This window comes from Kribbella sp. NBC_01505 (assembly GCF_045040285.1).
Classification (GTDB): Bacteria; Actinomycetota; Actinomycetes; order Propionibacteriales; family Kribbellaceae; genus Kribbella.
The window spans coordinates 7921772-7942485 of sequence record NZ_CP109425.1 but is presented as its reverse complement, the minus strand read 5'-3'; the positions used below and the strand labels follow the sequence as shown (position 1 = coordinate 7942485).

Here is a 20714-nt window from a genome sequence, read left to right as displayed (position 1 = left end):
GGGCGGATAGAATTTCTCGCATGGTTTCGAAGTACGCGCGTGGTTCCGTCCGGCCGATGACCCGCTGGGGCACCGAAGTGATGCACCACCTCAACCAGCCGGTGACGGACTTCGGTCCCGAGCTGCAGACGCTGGTCGCCGACATGTTCTCGACGATGGACGCGGCCGAAGGCGTCGGCCTGGCCGCCAACCAGGTCGGGGTCGACCTGCAGGTCTTCATCTTCGACTGCCCCGACAAGGACGGGAACCGGGTCGAGGGCGTCGTCTGCAACCCGGTGATCGAGCTGCCCGAGGGCAAGGACCGCCGTCTCGACGAGGGTGACGAGGGCTGCCTGTCGCTGCCCGGTGCCTTCACCAAGTGCGCGCGCCCCGACTTCGCCAAGGTCACCGGCGTCGACGAGCACGGCGAGCCCGTCAGCTACGAGGGCACCGGCCTGCTGGCCCGCTGTCTCCAGCACGAGACCGACCACACCCAGGGCACGGTCTTCGGCGACCGGCTCTCCCGCAAGTACCGCAAGCGCCTGTACGCCGAGGCCGAGGAGTTCGCGCCGGACTACCCCGAGGACTGGCCGATCAGCCCGATGGTCCAGCACGAGGAAGAGGACGAGGAAGTCCCCGCGACCTGATCTGGCGCACTACCAGCGCGCCTTCTCCAGATCGGCGAGGACGATGTCGACCGTCTGCTCCGGGGTCTGACCGGTGGTGTCCACCCACAGTCCCCGGCGCGGGATCTCGTCCAGCCCGGCCTGCAACGCCCGTACGCCGTCGGCCAGCGACTCGCCGTCTTCCTGCCAGTCGCGGTAGGAGTTGTTCCCGCCGCGGCCGAGCTCGCGCTCGACGATCGACTCGACGCTCGGGGTGAGCACCACGAGGTAGGTGTCGACTCCTTCGAGCCTTGCGAACCAGCCTTCGACGTGATCGCCGAGCACGATGTCGCTGGCCACGAAGTCGAAGCCGTTGTCCGCGTAATGCTGCGCCACGAGCGCAGTTGCGGCGTACCGGAGTTCCAGCTGTCGCACCGCCTCCGCGGACGGGTCCGGGGTCATCACCTCGGCACCGGCGACCACTCCGTTGTAGAAGACGTCGCCGTCCAGCGTCGCGGCCGGCGGTCCCAGGCGGGACGCCAGGAGCGGCGCGACCGTGGACTTCCCCGACGCTTGTAATCCGGTGACCAGCACGACCTTTTGCATGCAGGTATCAGATCACGTGGAAGGCCTCGGCCGTCATCGAATAAATCGTCGCGTTGAACGACTCGCCGTCGAAGTCGAGGTCGGCGGTGTGGTCGAACGTCATCCCGAGGCGGCGCATCACCGCGATGCTGCGTTCGTTCGGCGTGTCGGTGACCGAGTTGATCCGGGGCAGCTTCAGCTCGGTGAAGCCATAGGCGAGCCAGTGCGCGGCCGCCTCGGACGCGTAGCCGTGGCCCCAGTACTCGCGGGCCAACCGCCAGCCGACCTCGAGCGTGTCCGGGTACCAGACCTCGCGGGACAGGCCGCCCGCGCCGAGGAACGCGCCGTCGGCGGCACGCTCGATGGCCAGGAATCCGAAGCGCTCGGCCTCCCAGCCCGCGTTGATCCCGGCCGCCTCGCGGTCCGATTCCGCCCGGGTCAGCGGCCCGCCGATGTAGCGCATCACATCCGGATCGCTGTTCAGCGCGGCCCACGCGTCCAGGTCGGTGTCCTGAAACGGCCTCAGTATCAGGCGTTCAGTCGTACGCATCGTCTCCCCTGTCGATAAACTGCAACGATGAACGATCCGGGGGCTCAGTTGAACGGTCCAGGCGCGCAGAAGCGTCCTGTCACGCTCGACGACGTCGCGCGGGCCGCCGGGGTGTCGCAGCCGACCGCTTCCCGGGTCCTGAACGGCAGCTCGCGACGAGTCGCTCCAAGCTACCGCGAGCGGGTGCTGATCGCGGCCCAGACGCTCGGCTACACCCCGAATCTGCCCGCCCAGGCAATGGCCCGGGGCACTTCGCGCACGATCGCGCTGGTGATCAGCCTGATCTCCGACCCGTACTTCTCCGCGATGGCCGCCGAGATCATGAAGCAGGCCGAGACGATCGGGCTGCACGTCTCGATCGCGGTCACCGAGCGGCAGGCCGAGCGCGAGCTCGACCTGATCCGGGAGCTGCGCGGTCAACAGCCGCGCGCGATCATCCTGGCCGGCACCGGGTACGTCGATCCGCCGTCGGAGCAGGCGTTGATCGACGAGCTGCAGCGGTACGAGGAGACCGGCGGCCGCGTCGTACTGATCAGCCGGTCCGATCTGCCGTTCGAGACCGTCGACTTCGATAACCACGACGGTTCCTGCCAGCTGGCCCGCGAGCTGGCAGCGCTCGGCTACCGGAACTGCCTGGTCCTCGGCAGCGCGACTCCCCTGCTGTCGATGCGGCAGCGGGTCGAAGGGTTCGTTGCCGGATTCAACGAGTCCGGCCGGACGCAGGTCCACCAGCCTGGATTCAGCTGGGTCGCTGCCCGCGAGTTCGTGCTCGGGCTCAGTGACGCCGAGGCGGCCGAGCTCGATCTCGTGTTCGCGGTGACCGACGACATGGCGCTCGGCGCGCTGGCCGGGCTGCGCGAGCGGGGGCTGCGAGTTCCCGAGGACATCGGCGTCGCCGGGTTCGACGACATCAGCACCCTGCGCGACGTCGTACCGAAGCTGACCACCGTGCATGTCGCTCTGAACGCCGTCGCGCAGGAGGCCGTCTACCGCGCGACCACCACCGATACCGAGCTCGTGCGCCGGACCGTCCCGGCGTACCCGGTCCTGCGCGCCAGCACGCCGGCGGTCACAGCTTCACGCCGCCGCTGATCAGGTCGAGCTTCCAGTAGCGCTGCAGGCTCAGGAACAGGATCGCGAGCGGCACGATCGACACCAGCACGCCGGCGATCACGATCGAGTACTGCGCCGCCTGGCCGCCAGTGATGATCATCAGCCCGTAGAGCCCGAGGGTGAGCGGATACAGGTGGTCGTCGTTGATCATCACGAACGGGAGCAGGAAGTTGTTCCAGATCCCGATGAACTGCAGCAGGAACACGGTCACCAGCGCCGGCAGCATCAAGGGCGCGCCGACCAACCGGAAGATCCGCCATTCGCTGCCACCGTCGATCCGCGCCGCCTCCATGATCTCGTCCGGGACCGACGCCTCGGAGTAGATCTTGCAGAGGTAGATCGCGAACGGGCTGACCAGCTGCGGCAGCAACACCGCGGCATAGTTGTTGGTCATCCCGACCTTGGCCAGCAGCAGGAACTGCGGCACCGCGAGCAGGATCTGCGGCAGCAGAACCGCGGCCACGATCGCCCGGAACAGGACGACGCTGCCGGTGAACCGATACTTGCCGAGCGCATACCCGGCCGCGCCGGCGATTGCCGTGGACAACAATCCGCCGCCGACCGCGTAGATGACCGAGTTCAGCACCCAGCGTCCGAAGATGCCGTGGTTGTAGCTGAACAAGGCATCCAGGTTCGACCAGAAGCCTCCATTGAAGACAGGCACGAACGGAGCGGTCGAGAACAGTTCGTCGTTCGTCTTGGTCGCGGCGATCACGATCCACAGCACCGGCAAGACGCAGTACAGGGCACCGATCAACAGGATCAGCGTCGGCACCCAGCGGGTCCGCTGTCTCATCGGCTCCTCCCGACCCGGCGGCCGATCGCCGACACGACCACGGTCGCGGCGACCGTCATCAGGATCAGCAGGAACGATGTCGCGGCACCCTCGTAGATGCTGTTGTCCACGAACGCGTCCGTATACGCGCGCATGAGCGGCACCCAGGTCGACGAGATCGCATTCGCCAACGGCTTCAGCGTGGTCGGCTCGTTGAACAGTTGCAGGGCGCCGATCACGCTGAACAGCGCGACCATCGCGACCGCGGGTGCCATCAGCGGCAGCTTGATCCGGGTCGCGATCTGGAACTCCGTGGCGCCGTCGAGCTCGGCCGCCTCGAACAACTCCCGCGGCAGGCTGCGAACGGTGGTGTAGAGGATCACCATGTTGAATCCGACGACACCCCAGACCGCGACATTCGCGACGCTGAAGAAGATGCCCTTGGTCCCGAAGTAGTCGATCGCGCCGCCGCCGATCGGGCTGGTCGCGGGCAGGTACATGAATCCCCACAACAAACTCGCCACGACGCCGGGAACGGCGTACGGGAGAAAGATCGCCAGCCGGGCGAACCCGGTCAGCCGGGCGCGCTTGGCATCCAGGCAGAGCGCGAAGACAGTCGCCAGTACGACGGTTGCCGGGACTCCGAAGGCGGCGATCAGCAGCATCCGGCCGAGGCTCGCCCAGAACTCGTGATCGCTCAGAGCGGCCGTGTAGTTGGCCAGACCGGTCCATACCTCGGTGGGTTTGCCGCCACCGAGGAGACCGCGGCCGACCTTGAGCCGGCGGAAGCTGAGGAAGATCGCGTAGATCGCCGGGGCGACCGTGAACAGCACCAGGAGGACGACGGCCGGGGTGACCAGTGCGGCGGGCAGGAACCCGCCGTACTGGTGACTCCGTCGGTTGGTTCGGCGCATCTCAGCCGGCGACCTGGAAGCCGAGCTTCTTCATGTCGTTCACGGTCGCGTCCTGCATGGCATCGAGCGCGCCGGAGAGCGGTGCCTTCTTCTGCAACGCACCTCCGAACGCGTTCGAGTAGGAGTCGAACGTCACGTTCGCGTTCGGGCCCCAGATGTCGAACGTGCGCACACCCTTGGCTGCGGTCGCCATCAGCGTGTTGTAGTCCGGCTGGTTGGACATGAACGGCGGCGGCGACTTCAGCTCCGGCAGTTGCTGACCGGCCGGGGACGCGGGGAACGCTTGCACGTTCTTGATCAGGGACGCCATCCCTGCCTCGGACGAGTTCATCCACTCGACGAACTTGGCCGCCTCGGCCGGGTGCTTGGAGTTGGCGGTGACGGCCTCGGTCTCGCCGCCCCAGATACCGACGGTTGCGTCACCGGCGGTCCAGGCCGGCAGCGGCGCGGCGGCCCACTTCCCGGCGGTGTCCTTGGCGATCGAGGGCAACTGGTTCGGGCCCCACTGCGCGCCGACCCAGCCGATCAGGGTGCCGTTGTTCATGTCGGTGTTCCACTGCGCCGACCAGTTCGGCTGCGGGCTGACGAGGCCCTGCGTGATCAGGTCGTTCCAGAAGTCGGCGACCTTCTTGCTGGCGTCGTCGTTGATCTTCACGGTCCACGTGTCGCCGTCGGCCTTCCACCAGTTGGCCCCGGCCTGCTGCGCGAGCCCGGCGAACCAGCCCGGGTCGGCGGCGGTGAAGTTGCCGATGTACTTCTTCGGCTCCGCCTTCTTGATCGCCGCGGCCGTCGTCGCGTACTCGGCCCAGGTGGCCGGCGCCTTCAGACCGAGCTTGTCGAAGATGTCCTTGCGGTAGAAGAAGACCATCGGGCAGACGTTCTGCGGTACACCGTAGGTCTTGCCCTCGAACTGCACCTGGGACAACGAAGGCTTGTCGTACTTGGTGTCCAGACCCTTCACGTAGTCGTCGATCGGGACCACGACCTGGTTCGCGATCAGCGCGGGCAGCGCCTGGTACTCGACCTCGGTGATGTCGGGGTTCGTACCGGCCTTGTTGTTGGTGATCAGCTTGTTGTAGAGCGTGTACCCGGTGCCGGACGGCTTGGTCAGCTTCACCTGGATGTTCGGGTTCAGCTTGTTCCAGTCGTCGACGACCTTGTCCATCCCGCCGTCCCAGTTGACGTAGGTCAACTCGATGGGTCCGCTGGCAGTGGTCTTCGTGTCGCTGGTCTTGGTGTCGCTGCCTGAGCAAGCGGTCAGTGCCAGCGCAGCGGCCAGAACGCCGGCGCCTATGCGTACGTACATGGTGGTCCTCACTTAGATGCCCAAGCTGGGTACTCGGTCGGCGTGGTCTGGATCCCGATCCACTGCCGGTGGGTGTAACCGGCCAGCTGGCCTTCGCCGCCGTGCCGGGCATAGCCGTCGTTCACATGCACCTCGTTGCTCTTCACCTTCTGCGCGAAGGCGAGGCCGCGCATCGGGTCCTTGGTGAAGACCGAGTTCATCAACGTGCGGTGGCGGTTCACCAGGTCGAGCGCCTCCGCCTCGGTGTCGACGACGGTGATCGGCATCACCGGTCCGAAGATCTCCTCGGTGAACAACGGCATGTCCGGGGTCACTCCGGTCAGCACGGCCGGCTGGTAGAACAAGCCGTCGTACGTGCCGCCCGTCGCGAGCTTTGCGCCGGCCGCGAGCGACGGCTCGACGAGACCCTCGTGAAAGCGCTTCAGCTGTTGCTCGGTGATGATCGGGCCGAGGTCGACGCTGTCCCGCAACGGATCCCCGACGCGCAGCTTCGCGACCCGATCAACGACAGCTGCCGTGAACTCGTCGGCGACCGACCGCAGCACGATGTGCCGGCCGGCGGTGATACAGGTCTGCCCCTGGTACCAGAGCGAGGTCCACAGCGCGCAGCTCGCGGCCTGGTCGATGTCGGCGTCGTCCAGTACGACGAACGCGTTGTCGCCGCCGAGCTCGGTCGCCGCCGCCCGGAAGTTCTTCCCGGCGAACGACGAGATCTGCTGGCCGACCTCGAACGAGCCGGTGAAGTGGATGAGATCGAGATCGGGATGCTCAGAGAGCGTTCTCCCGGTTTCCGGGCCGTCTCCCGGGACCACGTTGAACACACCCGCGGGGACCCCGGCCGCCTTCGCCGCCTCGGCCAGCACCTGACCGCCCGCGATCGGCGTCAGCTCGGCCGGCTTCAGCACGACGGCGTTGCCGTAGGCCAGGCCGGGCGCGAGCGCGCGCATGGCGAGGCTCATCGGGTAGTTCCACGGCACGATCAGCCCGATCACGCCGAGCGGGACCGCCCGGGAGAGCGAGATCTTGCCGTTCTTGTACGGCGGCAGGATCGCGCCGGCGTTCTCGGTCAGCTGGGTGGCCGAGTTCAGCAGCTGGTTGATCGACTGGCCGAGCTCCTCCTCGGCCTTCTCCTTCGTCCCGCCGGTCTCGCGGATGATCAGCGTGAGCAGCTCGTCGCGCCGGTTCTCCAGCTCGCGGGCGAAGGCCCGCAGGATCTCGCACTTGGTGTTCGCGTCCGCCTCGGCCCAGCCCGGCTGCGCCCGCCGGGCGCTGCGGACGGCCCGGTCGACCTGCTCCGCGGAGGCCGTGCCGTAGCGCGCGAACGCCGTACCGGCTGCCTTGTCCAGGACCGGTGACCAGTCCGACGCGGGCGCTTCCGCCCAGCCGTCGATCCACACCTGTGCCTCGTACTCCTGCATTCGCCTCACCCTTCACTTCGGTGGAGATGTCACCACTCGGGAATGCGCTTTCCCCGCAGGATTACGCATTCCCAGGTTCTGGTCAAGGGTCGGTCTCCGAGAAAGTTTTCTGCTCGGTGTCGAAGTGGGCCGGCGGCCTTCGTAGCCAGGGTGAAGGATCGGCAACGGGTCGGTCCGAGCACCGGAGGTCAGGATGACCAGCACCGCCACCACCACGACCGTCGCCCGCTTCCTCGGGCAGAAGCTGCTGGAGCCGCTGCACCTGGTGACCTACATGTGCGACGAGCCCAACGAGGCGATGGCGGCCATCGGCTTCGACGACGGCCAGTACTGGCCGCTCTACTTCGCCGGCCGGGCCGCTCCGCTGGGTCAGGTCCCGGCCGCGGTCGTGGACGCGATCTTCTACAACTTCGCGCCGGGCATGGCCGAGGAGTTCTACACGGGCGTCTGGGAGATCACCACCCCTTCGGAGGCGCTCGCCGCGCGGGAGGCCGGCAGCGTCGCAGCCCTCCGCCGCGTCCTCGGTCCGCTGGCCGACTCCCCCGCCGTCGCCCGCGCCGCCGATCTAGCGCTGCGGATCGCGCTCTCTGCACCGGTCGAGGGTCGTCCCCTGTACGCCGGGTTGCGGACGATCGCCGTACCGACCGAACCGCCCGCCCGGCTCTGGCACGCGGCCACGCTGCTGCGCGAACACCGGGGCGACGGGCACAACGCTGCGCTTGTTGCTGCTGGTCTCGGCGGTCAGGAGGCGCACGTGTTCGCCGCGCTGGACGGTGGGATGACTCCGCGCCAGTACGGCCGGCTTGACCCGCTGTCGGATGCTCAGCTGGAGGCCGTCGTTGCTGGTCTGCGGGATCGCGGGCTGGTCGACTCCGCTGATGGGTTCACTGCGGCCGGCCGGGAGCTCAAGGACCGCATCGAGGAGCAGACCGATGCGGCCGCCGCTCCTGCTTATGCCGGGCTGACTGCTGAGGAGCTCGCCCAGTTCACGGCAGACCTGGAGCCTTTGGCGGCTCGGATCGAGGCTGTCGGCTACTGAGATCGGCGGCTACTGAGGTCGCGTCGCGTAGAAGGTGACCGCCGCCGAGCTGGCGACGTTCAGCGAGTCCACTCCTCCGGCCATCGGGATCTTCACCGTCAGGTCGGCCTGCTCGAGAACATGCGGCTTCAGGCCGTGCCCCTCGGTCCCGAAGATCAGCGCGAGCCGCTCGTCCTTGCGAGCGGCCAGCTCATCGAGCGTGATCGAGTCGTCGGTGAGCGCCAGCGCCGCGGAGACGAACCCTTGCTCCCGCAGCACGGTGAGCGCGCCCGGCCACTCCTCCAGCCGGGTCCACGGCACCTGGAAGACCGTGCCCATCGACACCTTGATCGACCGCCGGTACAACGGGTCCGCACAGGTCGGCGTCACCAGCACCAGATCCACACCCATCGCAGCCGCCGCCCGGAACCCGGCCCCCACATTCGTGTGATCCACGATGTCGTCGAAGATCGCGATCCGCCGTACGGCCGGGGTCAACAACTCCTCGAGCGGTCGAGCCGCCGTCCGCCGGTACGACGCCAGCGCACCCCGGTGCACGTGGAACCCGGTGACCTGCTCCGCCAGCTCCTCGGACACCACATAAACCGGAGTCTCCGGCCACTTGGCGAGCACGTCCTCGAGCGAATCGAGCCATCGCGGCGCGAGCAGGAACGACCGCGGCTCGAACCCACCCTCAGCCGCCCGCCGGATGACTTTGTCGCCCTCGGCAATGAACAGCCCGTGCTCCTCCTCCAGCAACCGCCGAAGAGTCACCTCCCGCAGCTGCACATAATCCGCCAACCGCGGATCCCCCGCCTCACCAACCTCAACCATCCGCCCAGTCACCCACCCATCCCACCACCCCGCCTCCCCCACTCCCAACCCCACACCCCCACCTTGAGCACCCACCAACCATTTCCCGGCCAGAAAAGTGACTGGTGGGCGCCCAAAGATCCACCCCGCGCCCAAAGAGCAGCCGTCGGCTCTTTGTGCACCAACCCCCACCTTGAGCACCCACCAACCGCTTCCGCACCGAAACGATCGGCAGGCTCCCAAAGATCGGCCTCGTGCACGAGGGAGCAGCCCCAAACCGCTTTGGGGAGCTCAGCACCCCGGCCCCCCGACAGGGGAGCACTGCCTACCCGAAACAGCCCGCCAAACTCCCCAAACCGCTTCGGGGAGCGCAACACCCCCGACCACCCCCCGACCGGGGAGCACTCCCTACCCGAAACAGCCCGCCAAACTCCCCAAACCGCTTCGGGGAGCGCAACACCCCCGACCACCCCCCGACCGGGGAGCACTCCCTACCCGAAACAGCCCGCCAAACTCCCCAAACCGCTTCGGGGAGCGCAACACCCCCGACCCACACCCTCGACCGGGGAGCACTCCCCACCCGAAACAGCCCGCCAAACTCCCCAAACCGCTTCGGGGAGCGCAACACCCCGGCCCACACCCTCGACCGGGGAGCACTCCCCACCCGAAACAGCCCGCCAAACTCCCCAAACCGCTTCGGGGAGCGCAACACCCCGGCCCCCCGACCGGGGAGCACTGCCCACCCGAAACAGCCTGCCGAACTCCCCAAACTGGTTTGGGGAGACCCCTTGGGCGATTGGGGTGGGCGGGGCTGCGGCGGAGCGTGGCGCCGGCGGGCTTGCGGCGGCTGAGGGGCGGGCGGGAGCCTGCGGGCCGGCGGTGGAACGGGGCGGGGGTTCTGTCAGGTGGGGCGGGCAGAGATCTGCGGGGTGGGGGTGTTAGGTGGGGCGGGCGGTGGCGGCCACCTCGACTACGTTGCCTATGACGACGATGGCGGGGGCGCCTACGCCGGCTTCGCGCATGGTGGTGGCAATGGTGGCGAGGGTGGCGGTGACTCGGTGCTGGCTGGGGAGGGTGCCGTCGGCGATGGCTGCGGCGGGGGTGGTGGCGGGGCGGCCGGCGGCGATCAGGCGTTCGGTGATGGCGGGGAGGTTCTCGACTGCCATCAGGAGAACCAGGGTGCCGCTGAGTTGGGCGAGGGCGTCCCAGTTGACCAGGGAGTCCGGGTGGGACGGCGGGATGTGGCCCGAGACGACGGTGAACTCGTGGGTGACGCCGCGGTGTGTGACGGGGATACCGGCGACGGCCGGGACCGAGATGGAGCTCGTGATTCCCGGTACGACGGTCCACGGGACACCGGCCTCGGCGCAGGCGAGCGCCTCCTCGAAGCCACGGCCGAAGACGTACGGATCGCCGCCCTTGAGCCGTACGACGACCTTCCCGGCGCGACCACGTTCGACCAGGATCCGGTTGATCTCCTCCTGCTGAGCAGCTCGTCCACGCGGCAGCTTGGCCGCGTCGAACAGCTCTACGTCGGGTGACAGCTCGTCCAGCAACTGCTGCGGGGCAAGCCGATCGGCGACGACCACCTCAGCCTCGGCCAGCAGCCGCCGTCCGCGCACGGTGATCAGGTCCGGGTCGCCCGGTCCCCCGCCGACCAAGTACACGCCAGGCCGGTTGCCGGCCGCAGCGCGGGCACCGAGCTCGCCGGTGCGGAGGCCTTCCAGGATCGCGTCCCGGACGGCGGCCGAACGACGGTGATCGCCACCACCGAGCACCCCGATGGTGACGTTGTCGTGCTGACCGGAGGCCGGGGTCCAGGCAGTTGCCCGGGAGCGGTCGTCGGAGCGGACGCAGAAGATCCGGCGTTCCTCGGCCTCGCGGGACACCTCGTCGTTCACGGCCACGTCATCGGTGGCAACCACGACGTACCAGGCATCGGCGAGGTCACCGGACTGATAGCCGCGCGAGATCCAGGTCAGCGACGGGTTGGCGAGCAGGCCTTCGATGGTCGGGGTGATCGACGGGGAGATGACGTCGATGACCGCGCCGGACTCGAGCAGCCGCGGCAGCCGGCGCTGGGCGACGCCGCCACCGCCGACCACGACGACGCGGCGTCCGGTGAGGACGAGGCCGGAGAGGTACTGGTCGGTCACGAGTCGATCCCCGCGGACTCGAAGGTCGCCATCTCGCCGAGCGCCCGGACCGCACAGGCGAGGATCGGGTAAGCGAGAACAGCGCCCGTACCTTCACCGAGCCGCAGATCCAGGTCAACAAGCGGGACCAGGCCGAGCGTCTTCAGCGCGACCGCATGCCCCGGCTCGGCCGAACGATGCCCGGCCACGCAGTAGTCGACCGAGTGTGGCGCGAGCGCCTGAGCGACCAGAGCGGCCGCACCCGCGATCACGCCGTCCAGGATGACCGGCACCCGGTTGGCGGCACCGCCGAGGATGTACCCAGCCAGTGCCGCATGCTCGAGACCGCCGAAGGCCTGCAGCGCCCCAAGCGGATCAGAAGCCGGTACGGCGTGCTTCGCCAACGCGGACTGCACAATCGCGGTCTTGCGCGCGAGGGTGGCGTCGTCGATGCCCGTCCCCCGGCCCGTCACCACCTCGGCGGTCGAACCGGTGAAGGTGGCGATCAGAGCGGCCGAGGCGGTCGTGTTCGCGATGCCCATGTCGCCGGTGAGCAGGCAGCGGTACCCGTCCTTGACCAGCGTCTCGGCCAGATCGAAGCCGACGGTGATGGCTGCGCAGACCTCGTCGTACGTCAGGGCGGCTTCGACCGACAGGTCGCGGGTCCCGGGCCGGACCTTCGCGTGCACGACGTCGAGCTCGTCGATCGGCGCGGCCACCCCCACATCGACAACCCGGACATCGACCCGGTTGTTGGCGGCGAAGGCGTTCACCGCGGCGCCACCGGCGACGAAGTTCGCCAGCATGCCCGCGGTCACCTCCTGCGGCCACGGGGACACACCCTGCGCATGGACGCCGTGATCGGCCGCGAACACCGTCACGACAGCCGGTGTCGGCACCGCGGGCGGGCAGACTCCCGTCATACCGGCGACTCGGACCGACAGATCCTCGAGCACGCCCAGCGAGCCCGGCGGCTTCGTGAGCTGCCCTTGACGCTCCGCAGCCGCCCGCATCGCCACCTCGTCCGCGGGCGCGATCCGCGCCAGGTACTCCTCCACCGCTTGCCCTCCACTGTTCGATGCCCACTCGTGCATCGATCTTCGCATCCTCAGGCGGCTCCCCTCGGACGGCATGCGATCCGGTGGACAGTAATGTCGGATTCACCACACGTCGCAGATCGCGGAGGACCCCAGATGTCGCTCGATCGTCCTGTCACACCGGACCCGTACAAGCTGCTCCCCGAGGTGGGCAGCTTCACTCTCACCAGCACCGACGTGACCGAGGGTGAGAAGCTTCCCGACGCCCAGGTGTTTGCCGCGGGCAACACGTCGCCGCAGCTCAGCTGGTCCGGCTTCCCGGCCGAGACCAAGGGCTTCGTCGTCACCTGCTTCGACCCCGACGCCCCGATCGTGTCCGGCTTCTGGCACTGGGTCCTGGTCAACCTCCCCGCCGACGTCACCGAGCTGGAGACCGGCGCCGGCGCCACCGACCGCCTCGCCAACGGCGCGTTCCACGTCCGCAACGACTTCGGCACCAAGAACTTCGGTGGCGCCGCTCCCCCCGCGGGCGACCAGAACCACCGCTACTACTTCGTCGTGCACGCGATCGACGTCGAAGCCCTCGACGTCGACGACGAGGCCACTCCCGCCGTCGTGTCGTTCAACCTGGCCTTCCACACGCTGGCCCGCGCCATCCTCACGCCGACGTACCAGACCGCGGAGTAAACGTCCGCTCGATCCACTCGACGCCCGCGGCCACCGTGGCGCGGGCCTCGAACAGCCAGCTTTCGGCCGGGCCGACCGAGCCTTGCGTGCCTGCACCTGCGCGGACAGCCTGATCAGCCAGTACGGCGACCTCGTGCGTGATGCCGTGCTCGCCGTACGGGAGTGAGCCGTAGAAGGTGTCGATGGTGCGGTAATCCCGCCACCCGCTGAGGGTCGGCATGCGGTATTCGTGGTAGCGCTTGCCCTCGACCTCGGCGATCGCTTCCGCGTGGTGGCACACGGTCAGCGTCTTCAGTGGCGCGCCGAGCAGCAGCACGCGGCCGTCGAGCTCGAGCAGCCGGCCGAGCGTCCCGTCGGGTCCCCACGGGTCGTCCGCATCAGTGATCAACTCGGGCGCCCGCGGTCCGAGCGCAGCGAAACTCACCTCGGGATGCGAACTGCGTAACGCACCCGGCCAGGTTCGGACCCGCTCCGGGAATCGCCCGAAGTCGCGTCGAGCCGACGACACCGCCGGATCGAACGCCGGCATCTCGTCGTACGCCCGCCGCCACGCCTCCGGCCAGAACTTCAGGTGGTACGGACTGTCGTCCCAGCCACAGAAAGCCACCAAAGTTCCGTCAGGTCCGAGGGCGTCCCGGAGCGCAAGCAGCACGGTGTCGATCCCGCCGACCACCCACCCGAGCGCCGACAGCCGCGCGTGCACCATCAACACGTCGCCCGCACGCACGCCCAACTCCCGCACGCCCCGCGCGATCCCGCTCCGCGTCAGTGGCTGGAACTCCGGATCGCCCAACATCGCCGCCGTAGGAAACGCCATCCCGCCATCCTGTCGCCAAGGACATGAGGTGGCGAGGCAATTTCGGCCGCCCGCACCCCAGCTGAGCGTGCCGCTGGGGCCGGCGGTCGACCTCTATAGGTCCGTACCGACTAGTCCTTGATGCCGGATTGGGTGACACCTTGGATCAGGTAGCGCTGGAGGAAGGCGAAGATCAGGACGAGCGGCAGGATCGAGACTGCCACCGCCATGAACAGTTCGTGGATGTTGATGGTTTGGGCGGTGACGAAGGTGGACATCGCGACTTGGATGGTCCAGGACGACGAGTCCTGACCGATCACCAAGGGCCAGAGGAAGGAGTTCCAGTTGCCGATGAAGGTGATGGCGGCGATGGCAGCGAAGAAGGGCAGTGAGTTCGGTACGACGATGCGCCAGAAGACGCCGAAATAGCCGGCTCCGTCGACGCGGGCCGCTTCTTCGAGTTCCTTGGGAAAATTCAGAAAATACTGTCGGAAGAGGAAGGCCGCGAATCCACTGAACAGCGTCGGGATGATCAGGCCGCGCAGGGTGCTGACCCAGCCGAGCGACGAGACCACGATGAAGCTCGGGATGAAGGTGACCGCGCCGGGGATCATCAAGGTCGCCACGATGGCGTAGAAGATCTTGTCGGCGTGCTTGTACGGGATCCGCGCCAGGCCGTAGCCCGCCATCGAGGCCAGCAGCAGCTGGCCGCCGGTGCCAAGGATTCCGACGACGGCCGAGTTGTACATCGCCCGCGCCATCGGCACCTGGTTGTCGTTGAACAGCTCACCGATGTTGCCCCATTGGATGTCCTTGGGGAACAGCTGCCAGTCCGGCGCGGTGATGTCGGCTTCCGTCGACAGTGCGTTGCGCAGGATCAGGTAGAACGGCAGCACGAACAACACGACCGCGATCAGCAGCGCGATCCAGCGCAGTACCAGCGCGATCGGGCTCCGCTTGAAGCCGATCGGCTCCAGAGTTCCGGTGGTGCGTTCCGCGGTGGCCATCAGTCGCCAGCCTTTCCGAAGCCGAAGATCCGGGTCTGCAGCAGGGTGACGATCATGATGATCACGGCCAGCAGCAGGGCGCCGGCCGAACCGTGGCCGAGGTCCTGGATCGAACCGAGCGAGATGCTGTACAGGTACATCAGCGGCGGCCGCGCGAAGTTCTGCGCGCTGCCGAGCAGGTTGTAGAACTCGTCGAACGCCTGGTACGCCGCGATCAGGTTCAGCAGCAGCACCGACACCGAGGTGGCGCGCAGCTGCGGGAGCGTGATGTAGCGGAACACCTGCCACCCGGGCTTGGCTCCGTCCACGTACGCCGCCTCGTACAGCGACGGGTTGATCCGCTGCAGGCCCGCGATGAACAGGATCATGTAGAAGCCGAGCTGCAGCCAGAGCCGCACCGTGATGATCGGAATCCAGTACCACGGCGGATCCAGCGTGGACAGCCAGGCGATGTTGTCGATACCGAACCAGCCGAGCACGGTGTTGGCCAGACCGAACCGGACGCCGTTGAAGATCGACAACTTCCAGATCAGCGACGCGACGACGTACGAGCAGGCCGTCGGCAGGAAGAACACCGAGCGGAAGAAGGCCTTCGCGACCTTCACCTGGTTGACCAGCAGCGCGAGCGCCAGCGACATCACGAAGGTCAGCGGCACGATGAAGATCGCGAAGATCGTGAACGTGCCGAGACTCGAGAGGAAGTTGTGGTCGGTCAGCATGTCGATGTAGTTCTGCAGACCGACGAACTTCGATGGCGTGACCGTGTTGTACGCGTCGAAGAAGCTGAGGACCAGGCTCCAGATGATCGGCAGGTACGAGAAGACCAGCAGGCCGAGCACGAACGGGCCGACGAACAGCCAGAACGACAGCGTGCTGCCGGCGATACCCTTCTGACGCCGTCCCCGGTCCCGCCGCTTACCAGACACGGCGGGCTCGGTACGACGGACGTCGGTCGAACTGCGGCTCATCCGAACAGCCGCGACAGCTCGTCGTTCACCGTCTTCTCGGCCTTGGAGATCTCCCCTGCCGGGTCCGATCCCTTCCGGATGATGTTGGTGAGCATGTCGTTGAACGCGGTGTTCATCTTCGGGGTCCAGGCGGGATCATCGGTGTGCCCGAACTCGCCGGTCAGCCGGACCGTCTCGGCGGCGACGCCGCTCTGCAGCTTGGCGGCCTTCGCGGCCAGCGACTTGCGCGGCGGGATGTGGAAGCCGTAGTTCAGGCACCAGTCCTCCTGGAACTCCTGCTGGTCGATCCACAGCCACTTGACGAACTTCTTCGCCGCGTCGACGTTCGCGCTCTTCGCGTTGACGAACTGCGTCCAGCCGCCGGAGTAGACCGCCTGCTTGCCCTCGGCATCGAGCTTCGGGAACGGGATGACGCCGAGGTCGTCGCCGAGTGCCTTCTGCAGTCCCGGCAGTGCCCACATGCCGATCCACTGCATCGCCACCAGCCCCTGGACCAGCGCGCCCGGGTCGGTCCAGTCGGTCGGCGCACCGAGCAGCACGCTCTTGCTCGCGTACAGCTCGTGCAGCTTGCCGAACGCCTTGGCCGCGCGCTCGTTGGCGAAGCCCGCCTTGTGATCGGTCGTCAGGCGGTCGCCGCCGGACGACCAGAGCGCCGGTGCACCGAGCGCGAGGCCGCCGTCGTTGCCGACGAAGATGCCCTTGACCTTGTCGGTCGTCAGCCCCTTGGCGGCGGCGATCAGGTCGTCGATCGTCTCCGGCGGCTTGATGCCGGCCTTGTCGAGCAGCGACTTGCGGTAGTAGATCACCTGCGGGTCGACGATCATCCGGATGCCGTAGACCTTGCCGTCGACCGTGTTGGTCGCGAGGTCGGCAGGGCTGAAGTCGTCCTTGACGTCGGCGAGGATGTCGTCGAGGGCAACGACCTGGTTGCTCTTCACCATGCTGAGGTTCAGCTGGCTCTCGAAGATGTCCGGGCCCTTGTTCGACAGCAGGCCGGAAGCGAGCTTGCTGGCGTAGTCGCCCGGCGTCCACTCCACCGCGACTCCTGCGTCGGTGTAGGCCTTGGCGTACTTGAGCGCCGCCTCCTTGGTCCCGTTCTCGCCGTACTGGTGGTACCACTGCGAGAGATTGACCTTCGCCCCGCCGCCACCACCTCCGGTCGACGGCCGGCCGGTGTTTCCGCCGCAGGACGCGGCGAAGGCCGCGATCGCGGCCAGTCCACCGGCCCGCTTGAGCAGATCCCGCCGGTTCAGACCGGCGTTCGGAACATGAGCAGGCATGAATTCCACCTCCCGAAGAGCAGCGCCGCAGGGGTAGAGGCGCTCAGTGAGTTCCGAGTTACTTAACGGGGTTAAGCATCTCCGATTTCGCACACAGTACAACTAAATCGAACATCGCAACAGCCTCCACCCAGGGAACGTTACTAGGTGAATCGTTGAAGAATTACCAGGCACACTGAACCAAAAGCGCGCCCGGCGCAAGACCGGGCGCGCTGTTCTGTGTTCGATTGTGTGGAATGTTGCGCGTACGGTACCGACCCGTGATCAGTTAAGCGTTTTCCCGTCCGCCGCCAACCGGATCAACGACTCCGTTGGCGCAAAACGCTCGCCGTACTTCGCGGCCAATTCCGTTGCTCTTTCAACGAACTCCGGTACGCCGTACGAGTTGATCGCCTGGAGCGCACCCCCGAGCAGCGGCGGGAACCCGATTCCGAAGATGGAACCGATGTTCGCGTCCGCCACCGAACGCAGTACGCCCTCGTCGAGGCAGCGCATCGTCTCCAGCGACATGATGAACGTGAACCGGTCCTGGAGGTCGACCACAGTGGCGTCCGACGTACCGGTGAAGTGCTCACGCAGACCGGGCCACAACCGCTTCGGCCCATCGGCCGGGTAGTCGTAGAAGCCGGCGCCGGCCGCCTTGCCGCGCCGGTCGAACTCGTTGACCATCCGATCGGTGACCGCCATCCCGGCGTGGTCGTCGAAGGCACCCGCGCTGCCGCCGGCCGCGCGGGCCGCGTCGCGGATCTTCTGCGGCAGCGTCAGCGTGACCTCGTCGATCATCGCCAGCGGCGGCGCCGGGAAGCCGGCCAGCGACGCGGCGCGCTCGATCATCACCGGATCGACGCCCTCGCCGACCATCGCGGCACCCTCCATCACCAGCGTGCCGAAGACGCGCGAGGTGAAGAAGCCACGGCTGTCGTTGACCACGATCGGCGTCTTCTTGATCTGCCGGACGACGTCGTACGCCTTGGCCAGGGTCCGGTCGGATGTCTTCTCCCCCACGATCAGCTCGACCGCGGGCATCCGGTCGACCGGCGAGAAGAAGTGCATCCCGACGAAGTCGTCCGGCCGGTCGATGCCGTCGGCGAGCGAGGTGATCGGCAGCGTCGACGTGTTCGAGCAGAGCAGCGCGTCGGGCTCGATCACACCGGCGATCTCGGCGAAGACCTTCTGCTTGAGCTCCTCGCTCTCGAAGACCGCCTCGATCACCAGGTCGGCCCCGGCCAAGTCGTTCGGGTCTGCGCTGGGCGTGATCCGGCTCAGGAACTCCTCGACCTTCGCCACGGTGGTCCGGCCCTTCTGCAGTTGCTTGGCCAGCAGCTTCTCGGAGTAGGCCTTGCCCTTCTCGGCCGCCTCCAGCGAGACGTCCTTGAGCACGACCTCCATCCCCGCCTTCGCGCACTCGTACGCGATCCCGGCGCCCATCATGCCCGCGCCGAGCACGCCGACCTTGCGCGCCTTGTACGCCGGTACGCCGTCCGGCCGCGAGGCTCCGGCGTTGATCGCCTGCAGGTCGAAGAAGAACGCCTTGATCATGTTCTTCGAGATCTGGCCGGTCGCGAGCGAGACGAAGTACCGCGACTCGATCCGGGACGCGGTGGCGAAGTCGACCTGCGCGCCCTCGATCGCGGCGCTCATGATCGCCCGCGGCGCCGGGTACGGCGCACCCTTCAGCTGCTTGCGCAGGTTCGCCGGGAAGGCCGGCAGGAACGCGGCCAGCTTCGGCGAGGACGGCGTACCGCCCGCGATCTTGTACCCGTCGCGGTCCCACGGCTGCTTGGCATCCCCGTCGTACTCTTCGATCCACTTGTACGCCGTCGCCAGCAACTGGTCGGCCGGCACGATCTCGTCGATGATGCCGACCGATAGCGCGTGCGCGGGCTTCATCCGCTGCCCCTGCAGCAGCACCTTCATCAACGCGTCCTGCAGCCCGAGCATCCGGACCGTTCGCGTGATGCCGCCACCACCCGGCAGCAGACCGAGCGTCACCTCCGGTACGCCGAGCTCGATCCGGTTGTCATCGGCAACGATGCGGTGGTGCGTGGCGAGCGCGATCTCCAGCCCGCCGCCGAGCGCCGTACCGTTGATCGCGGCAACGACCGGGACGCCGAGCGTCTCGAGCACCCGGAGCTGCCGCTTGATCTCCTCGATCATCTCGAAGACCTGCTGCGCGTTCTCAGGCTGGATCTGCGACAGCACCTCGAGGTTGCCACCGGCGAAGAACGTCGACTTCGCGCTGGTCACGATGACGCCCTTGAGCGTCTCGCGCGAGGCTTGCAGCCGCTCGACCGTGGCCCCCATCGCGGCGACGTACGCGTCGTTCATCGTGTTCGCCGACGCATCCGGGTCGTTCATCGTCAGCGTGACGACGCCGTCATCGTTCTTCCACTCGATCATCGGATTGGTCGCGGAGGCGTCCCGCCAAGCTGAGCAGGGAGGTACCGCGACTTCCCCCCTTCGCGGATCGGGGACTGTCGGTCCCGTCTGATTGGATCTCTGACATGTCTCGGTTCCGGCTGTATCCAGCTCCTCCGCAGGAGGTCGCGTTGCTGGAGCAGTGCAGGCAGGCCCGCTATGTATGGAATCTGGCAATTGAGCAGTGGTCGATGTGGTCTCGTGACAAGGGCCCGACACCCGGGTATTGCGAGCAGGCTCGCCAGTTGACTGAAGCACGAGCCGCGTCCGCCTGGCTCCGTGCGGGAGCCCAGACCGTGCAGCAACAGGCCCTGCGGGACTTCAACCAGGCAGCCAGAAACTACTACTCCGGCACCCACCGGCGGCCGACTTGGCGCAAAGCCGGGCTGAACGAGGGCTTTCGGATCGTCGGTGCTCAAGCGTCTCGGATCGTAAGGCTGAGCCGCAAGTGGGCACAGGCACTGGTGCCGAAGGTCGGCTGGGTGAGATTCCGGCTGTCCCGCGCCATTCCCGACGCGAAGTCGTACAGAATCACCCGTGATCGGGCGGGCCGCTGGCATCTTGCGTTCGCCGCCGTGCCACAACCAATCCCTGCGCCGGGATCGGGCGAGGTGGTAGGCGTGGACCGCGGAATTGCTGTCTCTGCCGCATTGTCGACCGGCGAGCTTCTGTCGTGCCCGCGCTTCTCTCACCGCGAGCACGAACGACTCATCCGCTTGGAACGCCGGCTGAGGCGCTGCCGCCGCGGTTCGAATCGGCATGGGCGAGTAAGAACTGCCCTCGCGAAACTTCACGCCCGGGCGGCGGATCGCCGCAAGGACTGGATCGAGAAGTGCAGCACAGACCTCGCGCAGCGATTCGACGTCATCCGAGTGGAAGACCTGCGTGTTGCCCAGATGACGAGGCGACCTCGGCCGAAGCCTGACCCCGAAAGACCAGGTAGGTACCTGCCGAACCGTCGACGCGCCAAGGCCGGACTCAATCGCGGTATCCTCGCCAACGCTTGGGCCGCTCTGGTTGGTCGACTTGAGCAGAAAGCCCCTGGGCGGGTCGAGAAGGTCAACCCCGCGTACACGTCGCAGACCTGTAGCGTCTGCGGGCATCGCGCACCGGACAACCGCGAGAGCCAAGCGGTCTTCCGGTGCGCAGCCTGCGGATACCAGGCGAACGCGGACGTCAACGCGGCAGTGAATATCGCAGCCGGACGGGCTGTCAGTGCACGCCGAGGGGTGCCCCCACGGGTCCCACCGAAGCGTGAACCTCAACGCGCTGCCTCCGGGTAGTCTTTGGAATCCTCACACCATGGGTGT

General features: G+C 67.4%; 19 protein-coding genes. 5 read left to right on the top strand and 14 right to left on the bottom strand.

Features of this window, described 5'->3' with window-relative positions; all coding sequences use genetic code 11:
- Positions 1–20 precede the first annotated feature (20 nt).
- On the top strand, positions 21–626 hold the full coding sequence (def, locus tag OG474_RS37305) for a peptide deformylase (RefSeq protein WP_405058354.1): 606 nt from the start codon (positions 21–23) through the stop codon (positions 624–626).
- Positions 627–635: 9 nt separating this feature from the next.
- Here def and OG474_RS37300 read toward each other — a convergent pair whose 3' ends face one another.
- Both OG474_RS37300 and OG474_RS37295 read right to left on the bottom strand, forming a co-directional pair.
- Positions 636–1190 carry an AAA family ATPase gene (locus tag OG474_RS37300; RefSeq protein ID WP_405058353.1) on the bottom strand — a complete coding sequence of 185 codons (555 nt, stop codon included), beginning with the start codon at positions 1188–1190 and terminating at the stop codon, positions 636–638.
- Between the two features lie 7 nt (positions 1191–1197).
- Positions 1198–1719, bottom strand: a complete 522-nt coding sequence (locus OG474_RS37295; protein ID WP_405058352.1) for a GNAT family N-acetyltransferase — start codon at positions 1717–1719, stop codon at positions 1198–1200.
- A gap of 27 nt (positions 1720–1746) precedes the next feature.
- Between OG474_RS37295 and OG474_RS37290 the strand changes: the two genes are divergently transcribed.
- The gene (locus OG474_RS37290) at positions 1747–2811 is read left to right on the top strand and encodes a LacI family DNA-binding transcriptional regulator (protein ID WP_405058351.1); all 1065 of its coding nucleotides are present in this window, start codon (positions 1747–1749) and stop codon (positions 2809–2811) included.
- On the opposite strand, the gene OG474_RS37285 is transcribed toward OG474_RS37290, so the two are convergent.
- The 4 genes from OG474_RS37285 to OG474_RS37270 are packed head-to-tail and all read right to left on the bottom strand — an operon-like array spanning position 2789 to position 7245.
- The gene (locus OG474_RS37285) at positions 2789–3628 is read right to left on the bottom strand and encodes a carbohydrate ABC transporter permease (RefSeq protein WP_405058350.1); all 840 of its coding nucleotides are present in this window, start codon (positions 3626–3628) and stop codon (positions 2789–2791) included. The two genes, OG474_RS37290 and OG474_RS37285, sit on opposite strands and share 23 nt — an antisense overlap.
- Positions 3625–4521: a carbohydrate ABC transporter permease gene (locus tag OG474_RS37280; RefSeq protein ID WP_405058349.1), complete on the bottom strand. Its 897-nt coding sequence runs from the start codon at positions 4519–4521 to the stop codon at positions 3625–3627. The genes OG474_RS37285 and OG474_RS37280 overlap by 4 nt, the downstream gene beginning before the upstream one ends.
- A 1-nt stretch (position 4522) precedes the next feature.
- Positions 4523–5827: an ABC transporter substrate-binding protein gene (locus OG474_RS37275; RefSeq protein WP_405058348.1), complete on the bottom strand. Its 1305-nt coding sequence runs from the start codon at positions 5825–5827 to the stop codon at positions 4523–4525.
- Between the two features lie 8 nt (positions 5828–5835).
- Positions 5836–7245 (bottom strand): aldehyde dehydrogenase family protein, encoded by a 1410-nt coding sequence (locus OG474_RS37270; RefSeq protein WP_405058347.1) that lies wholly within the window; start codon positions 7243–7245, stop codon positions 5836–5838.
- A 193-nt stretch (positions 7246–7438) separates the two neighbouring features.
- Between OG474_RS37270 and OG474_RS37265 the strand changes: the two genes are divergently transcribed.
- Complete coding sequence (locus OG474_RS37265; protein WP_405058346.1) at positions 7439–8284, top strand: SCO6745 family protein; 846 nt, start codon at positions 7439–7441, stop codon at positions 8282–8284.
- Between the two features lie 9 nt (positions 8285–8293).
- On the opposite strand, the gene OG474_RS37260 is transcribed toward OG474_RS37265, so the two are convergent.
- The 3 genes from OG474_RS37260 to cobT all read right to left on the bottom strand — a co-directional run bounded on the left by OG474_RS37260 (position 8294) and on the right by cobT (position 12269).
- Entirely contained in the window at positions 8294–9097 is an 804-nt protein-coding gene (locus tag OG474_RS37260) for a TrmH family RNA methyltransferase (protein WP_405058345.1), read from the bottom strand.
- Between the two features lie 917 nt (positions 9098–10014).
- The gene (gene cobA, locus OG474_RS37255; protein ID WP_405058344.1) at positions 10015–11232 is read right to left on the bottom strand and encodes a uroporphyrinogen-III C-methyltransferase; all 1218 of its coding nucleotides are present in this window, start codon (positions 11230–11232) and stop codon (positions 10015–10017) included.
- The gene (gene cobT, locus OG474_RS37250) at positions 11229–12269 is read right to left on the bottom strand and encodes a nicotinate-nucleotide--dimethylbenzimidazole phosphoribosyltransferase (protein WP_405058343.1); all 1041 of its coding nucleotides are present in this window, start codon (positions 12267–12269) and stop codon (positions 11229–11231) included. Before cobT ends, cobA begins: the two co-directional genes overlap by 4 nt.
- 135 nt (positions 12270–12404) lie before the next feature.
- On the opposite strand from cobT, the gene OG474_RS37245 reads away from it, so the two are divergent.
- Positions 12405–12935 carry a YbhB/YbcL family Raf kinase inhibitor-like protein gene (locus tag OG474_RS37245; RefSeq protein WP_405058342.1) on the top strand — a complete coding sequence of 177 codons (531 nt, stop codon included), beginning with the start codon at positions 12405–12407 and terminating at the stop codon, positions 12933–12935.
- Here OG474_RS37245 and aac(3) read toward each other — a convergent pair.
- The 5 genes from aac(3) to OG474_RS37220 form a co-directional block, all read right to left on the bottom strand.
- Positions 12907–13731, bottom strand: coding sequence for an aminoglycoside 3-N-acetyltransferase (aac(3), locus tag OG474_RS37240; RefSeq protein ID WP_405064654.1), 825 nt, complete (start codon positions 13729–13731; stop codon positions 12907–12909). The genes OG474_RS37245 and aac(3) overlap by 29 nt on opposite strands.
- Positions 13732–13862: 131 nt before the next feature.
- A complete protein-coding gene (locus OG474_RS37235) occupies positions 13863–14738 on the bottom strand; it encodes a carbohydrate ABC transporter permease (RefSeq protein WP_405058341.1) in 876 nt (291 codons plus the stop codon).
- Positions 14738–15706, bottom strand: coding sequence for a carbohydrate ABC transporter permease (locus tag OG474_RS37230; RefSeq protein ID WP_405058340.1), 969 nt, complete (start codon positions 15704–15706; stop codon positions 14738–14740). The genes OG474_RS37235 and OG474_RS37230 overlap by 1 nt, the downstream gene beginning before the upstream one ends.
- Entirely contained in the window at positions 15703–16986 is a 1284-nt protein-coding gene (locus OG474_RS37225) for an ABC transporter substrate-binding protein (protein WP_405058339.1), read from the bottom strand. Before OG474_RS37225 ends, OG474_RS37230 begins: the two co-directional genes overlap by 4 nt.
- Positions 16987–17250: 264 nt before the next feature.
- On the bottom strand, positions 17251–19386 hold the full coding sequence (locus OG474_RS37220) for a 3-hydroxyacyl-CoA dehydrogenase NAD-binding domain-containing protein (protein ID WP_405058338.1): 2136 nt from the start codon (positions 19384–19386) through the stop codon (positions 17251–17253).
- A gap of 104 nt (positions 19387–19490) precedes the next feature.
- Here OG474_RS37220 and OG474_RS37215 point away from each other — a divergent pair, with 104 nt between their 5' ends.
- Positions 19491–20687 carry an RNA-guided endonuclease InsQ/TnpB family protein gene (locus OG474_RS37215; protein WP_405058337.1) on the top strand — a complete coding sequence of 399 codons (1197 nt, stop codon included), beginning with the start codon at positions 19491–19493 and terminating at the stop codon, positions 20685–20687.
- Positions 20688–20714: the final 27 nt, after the last annotated feature.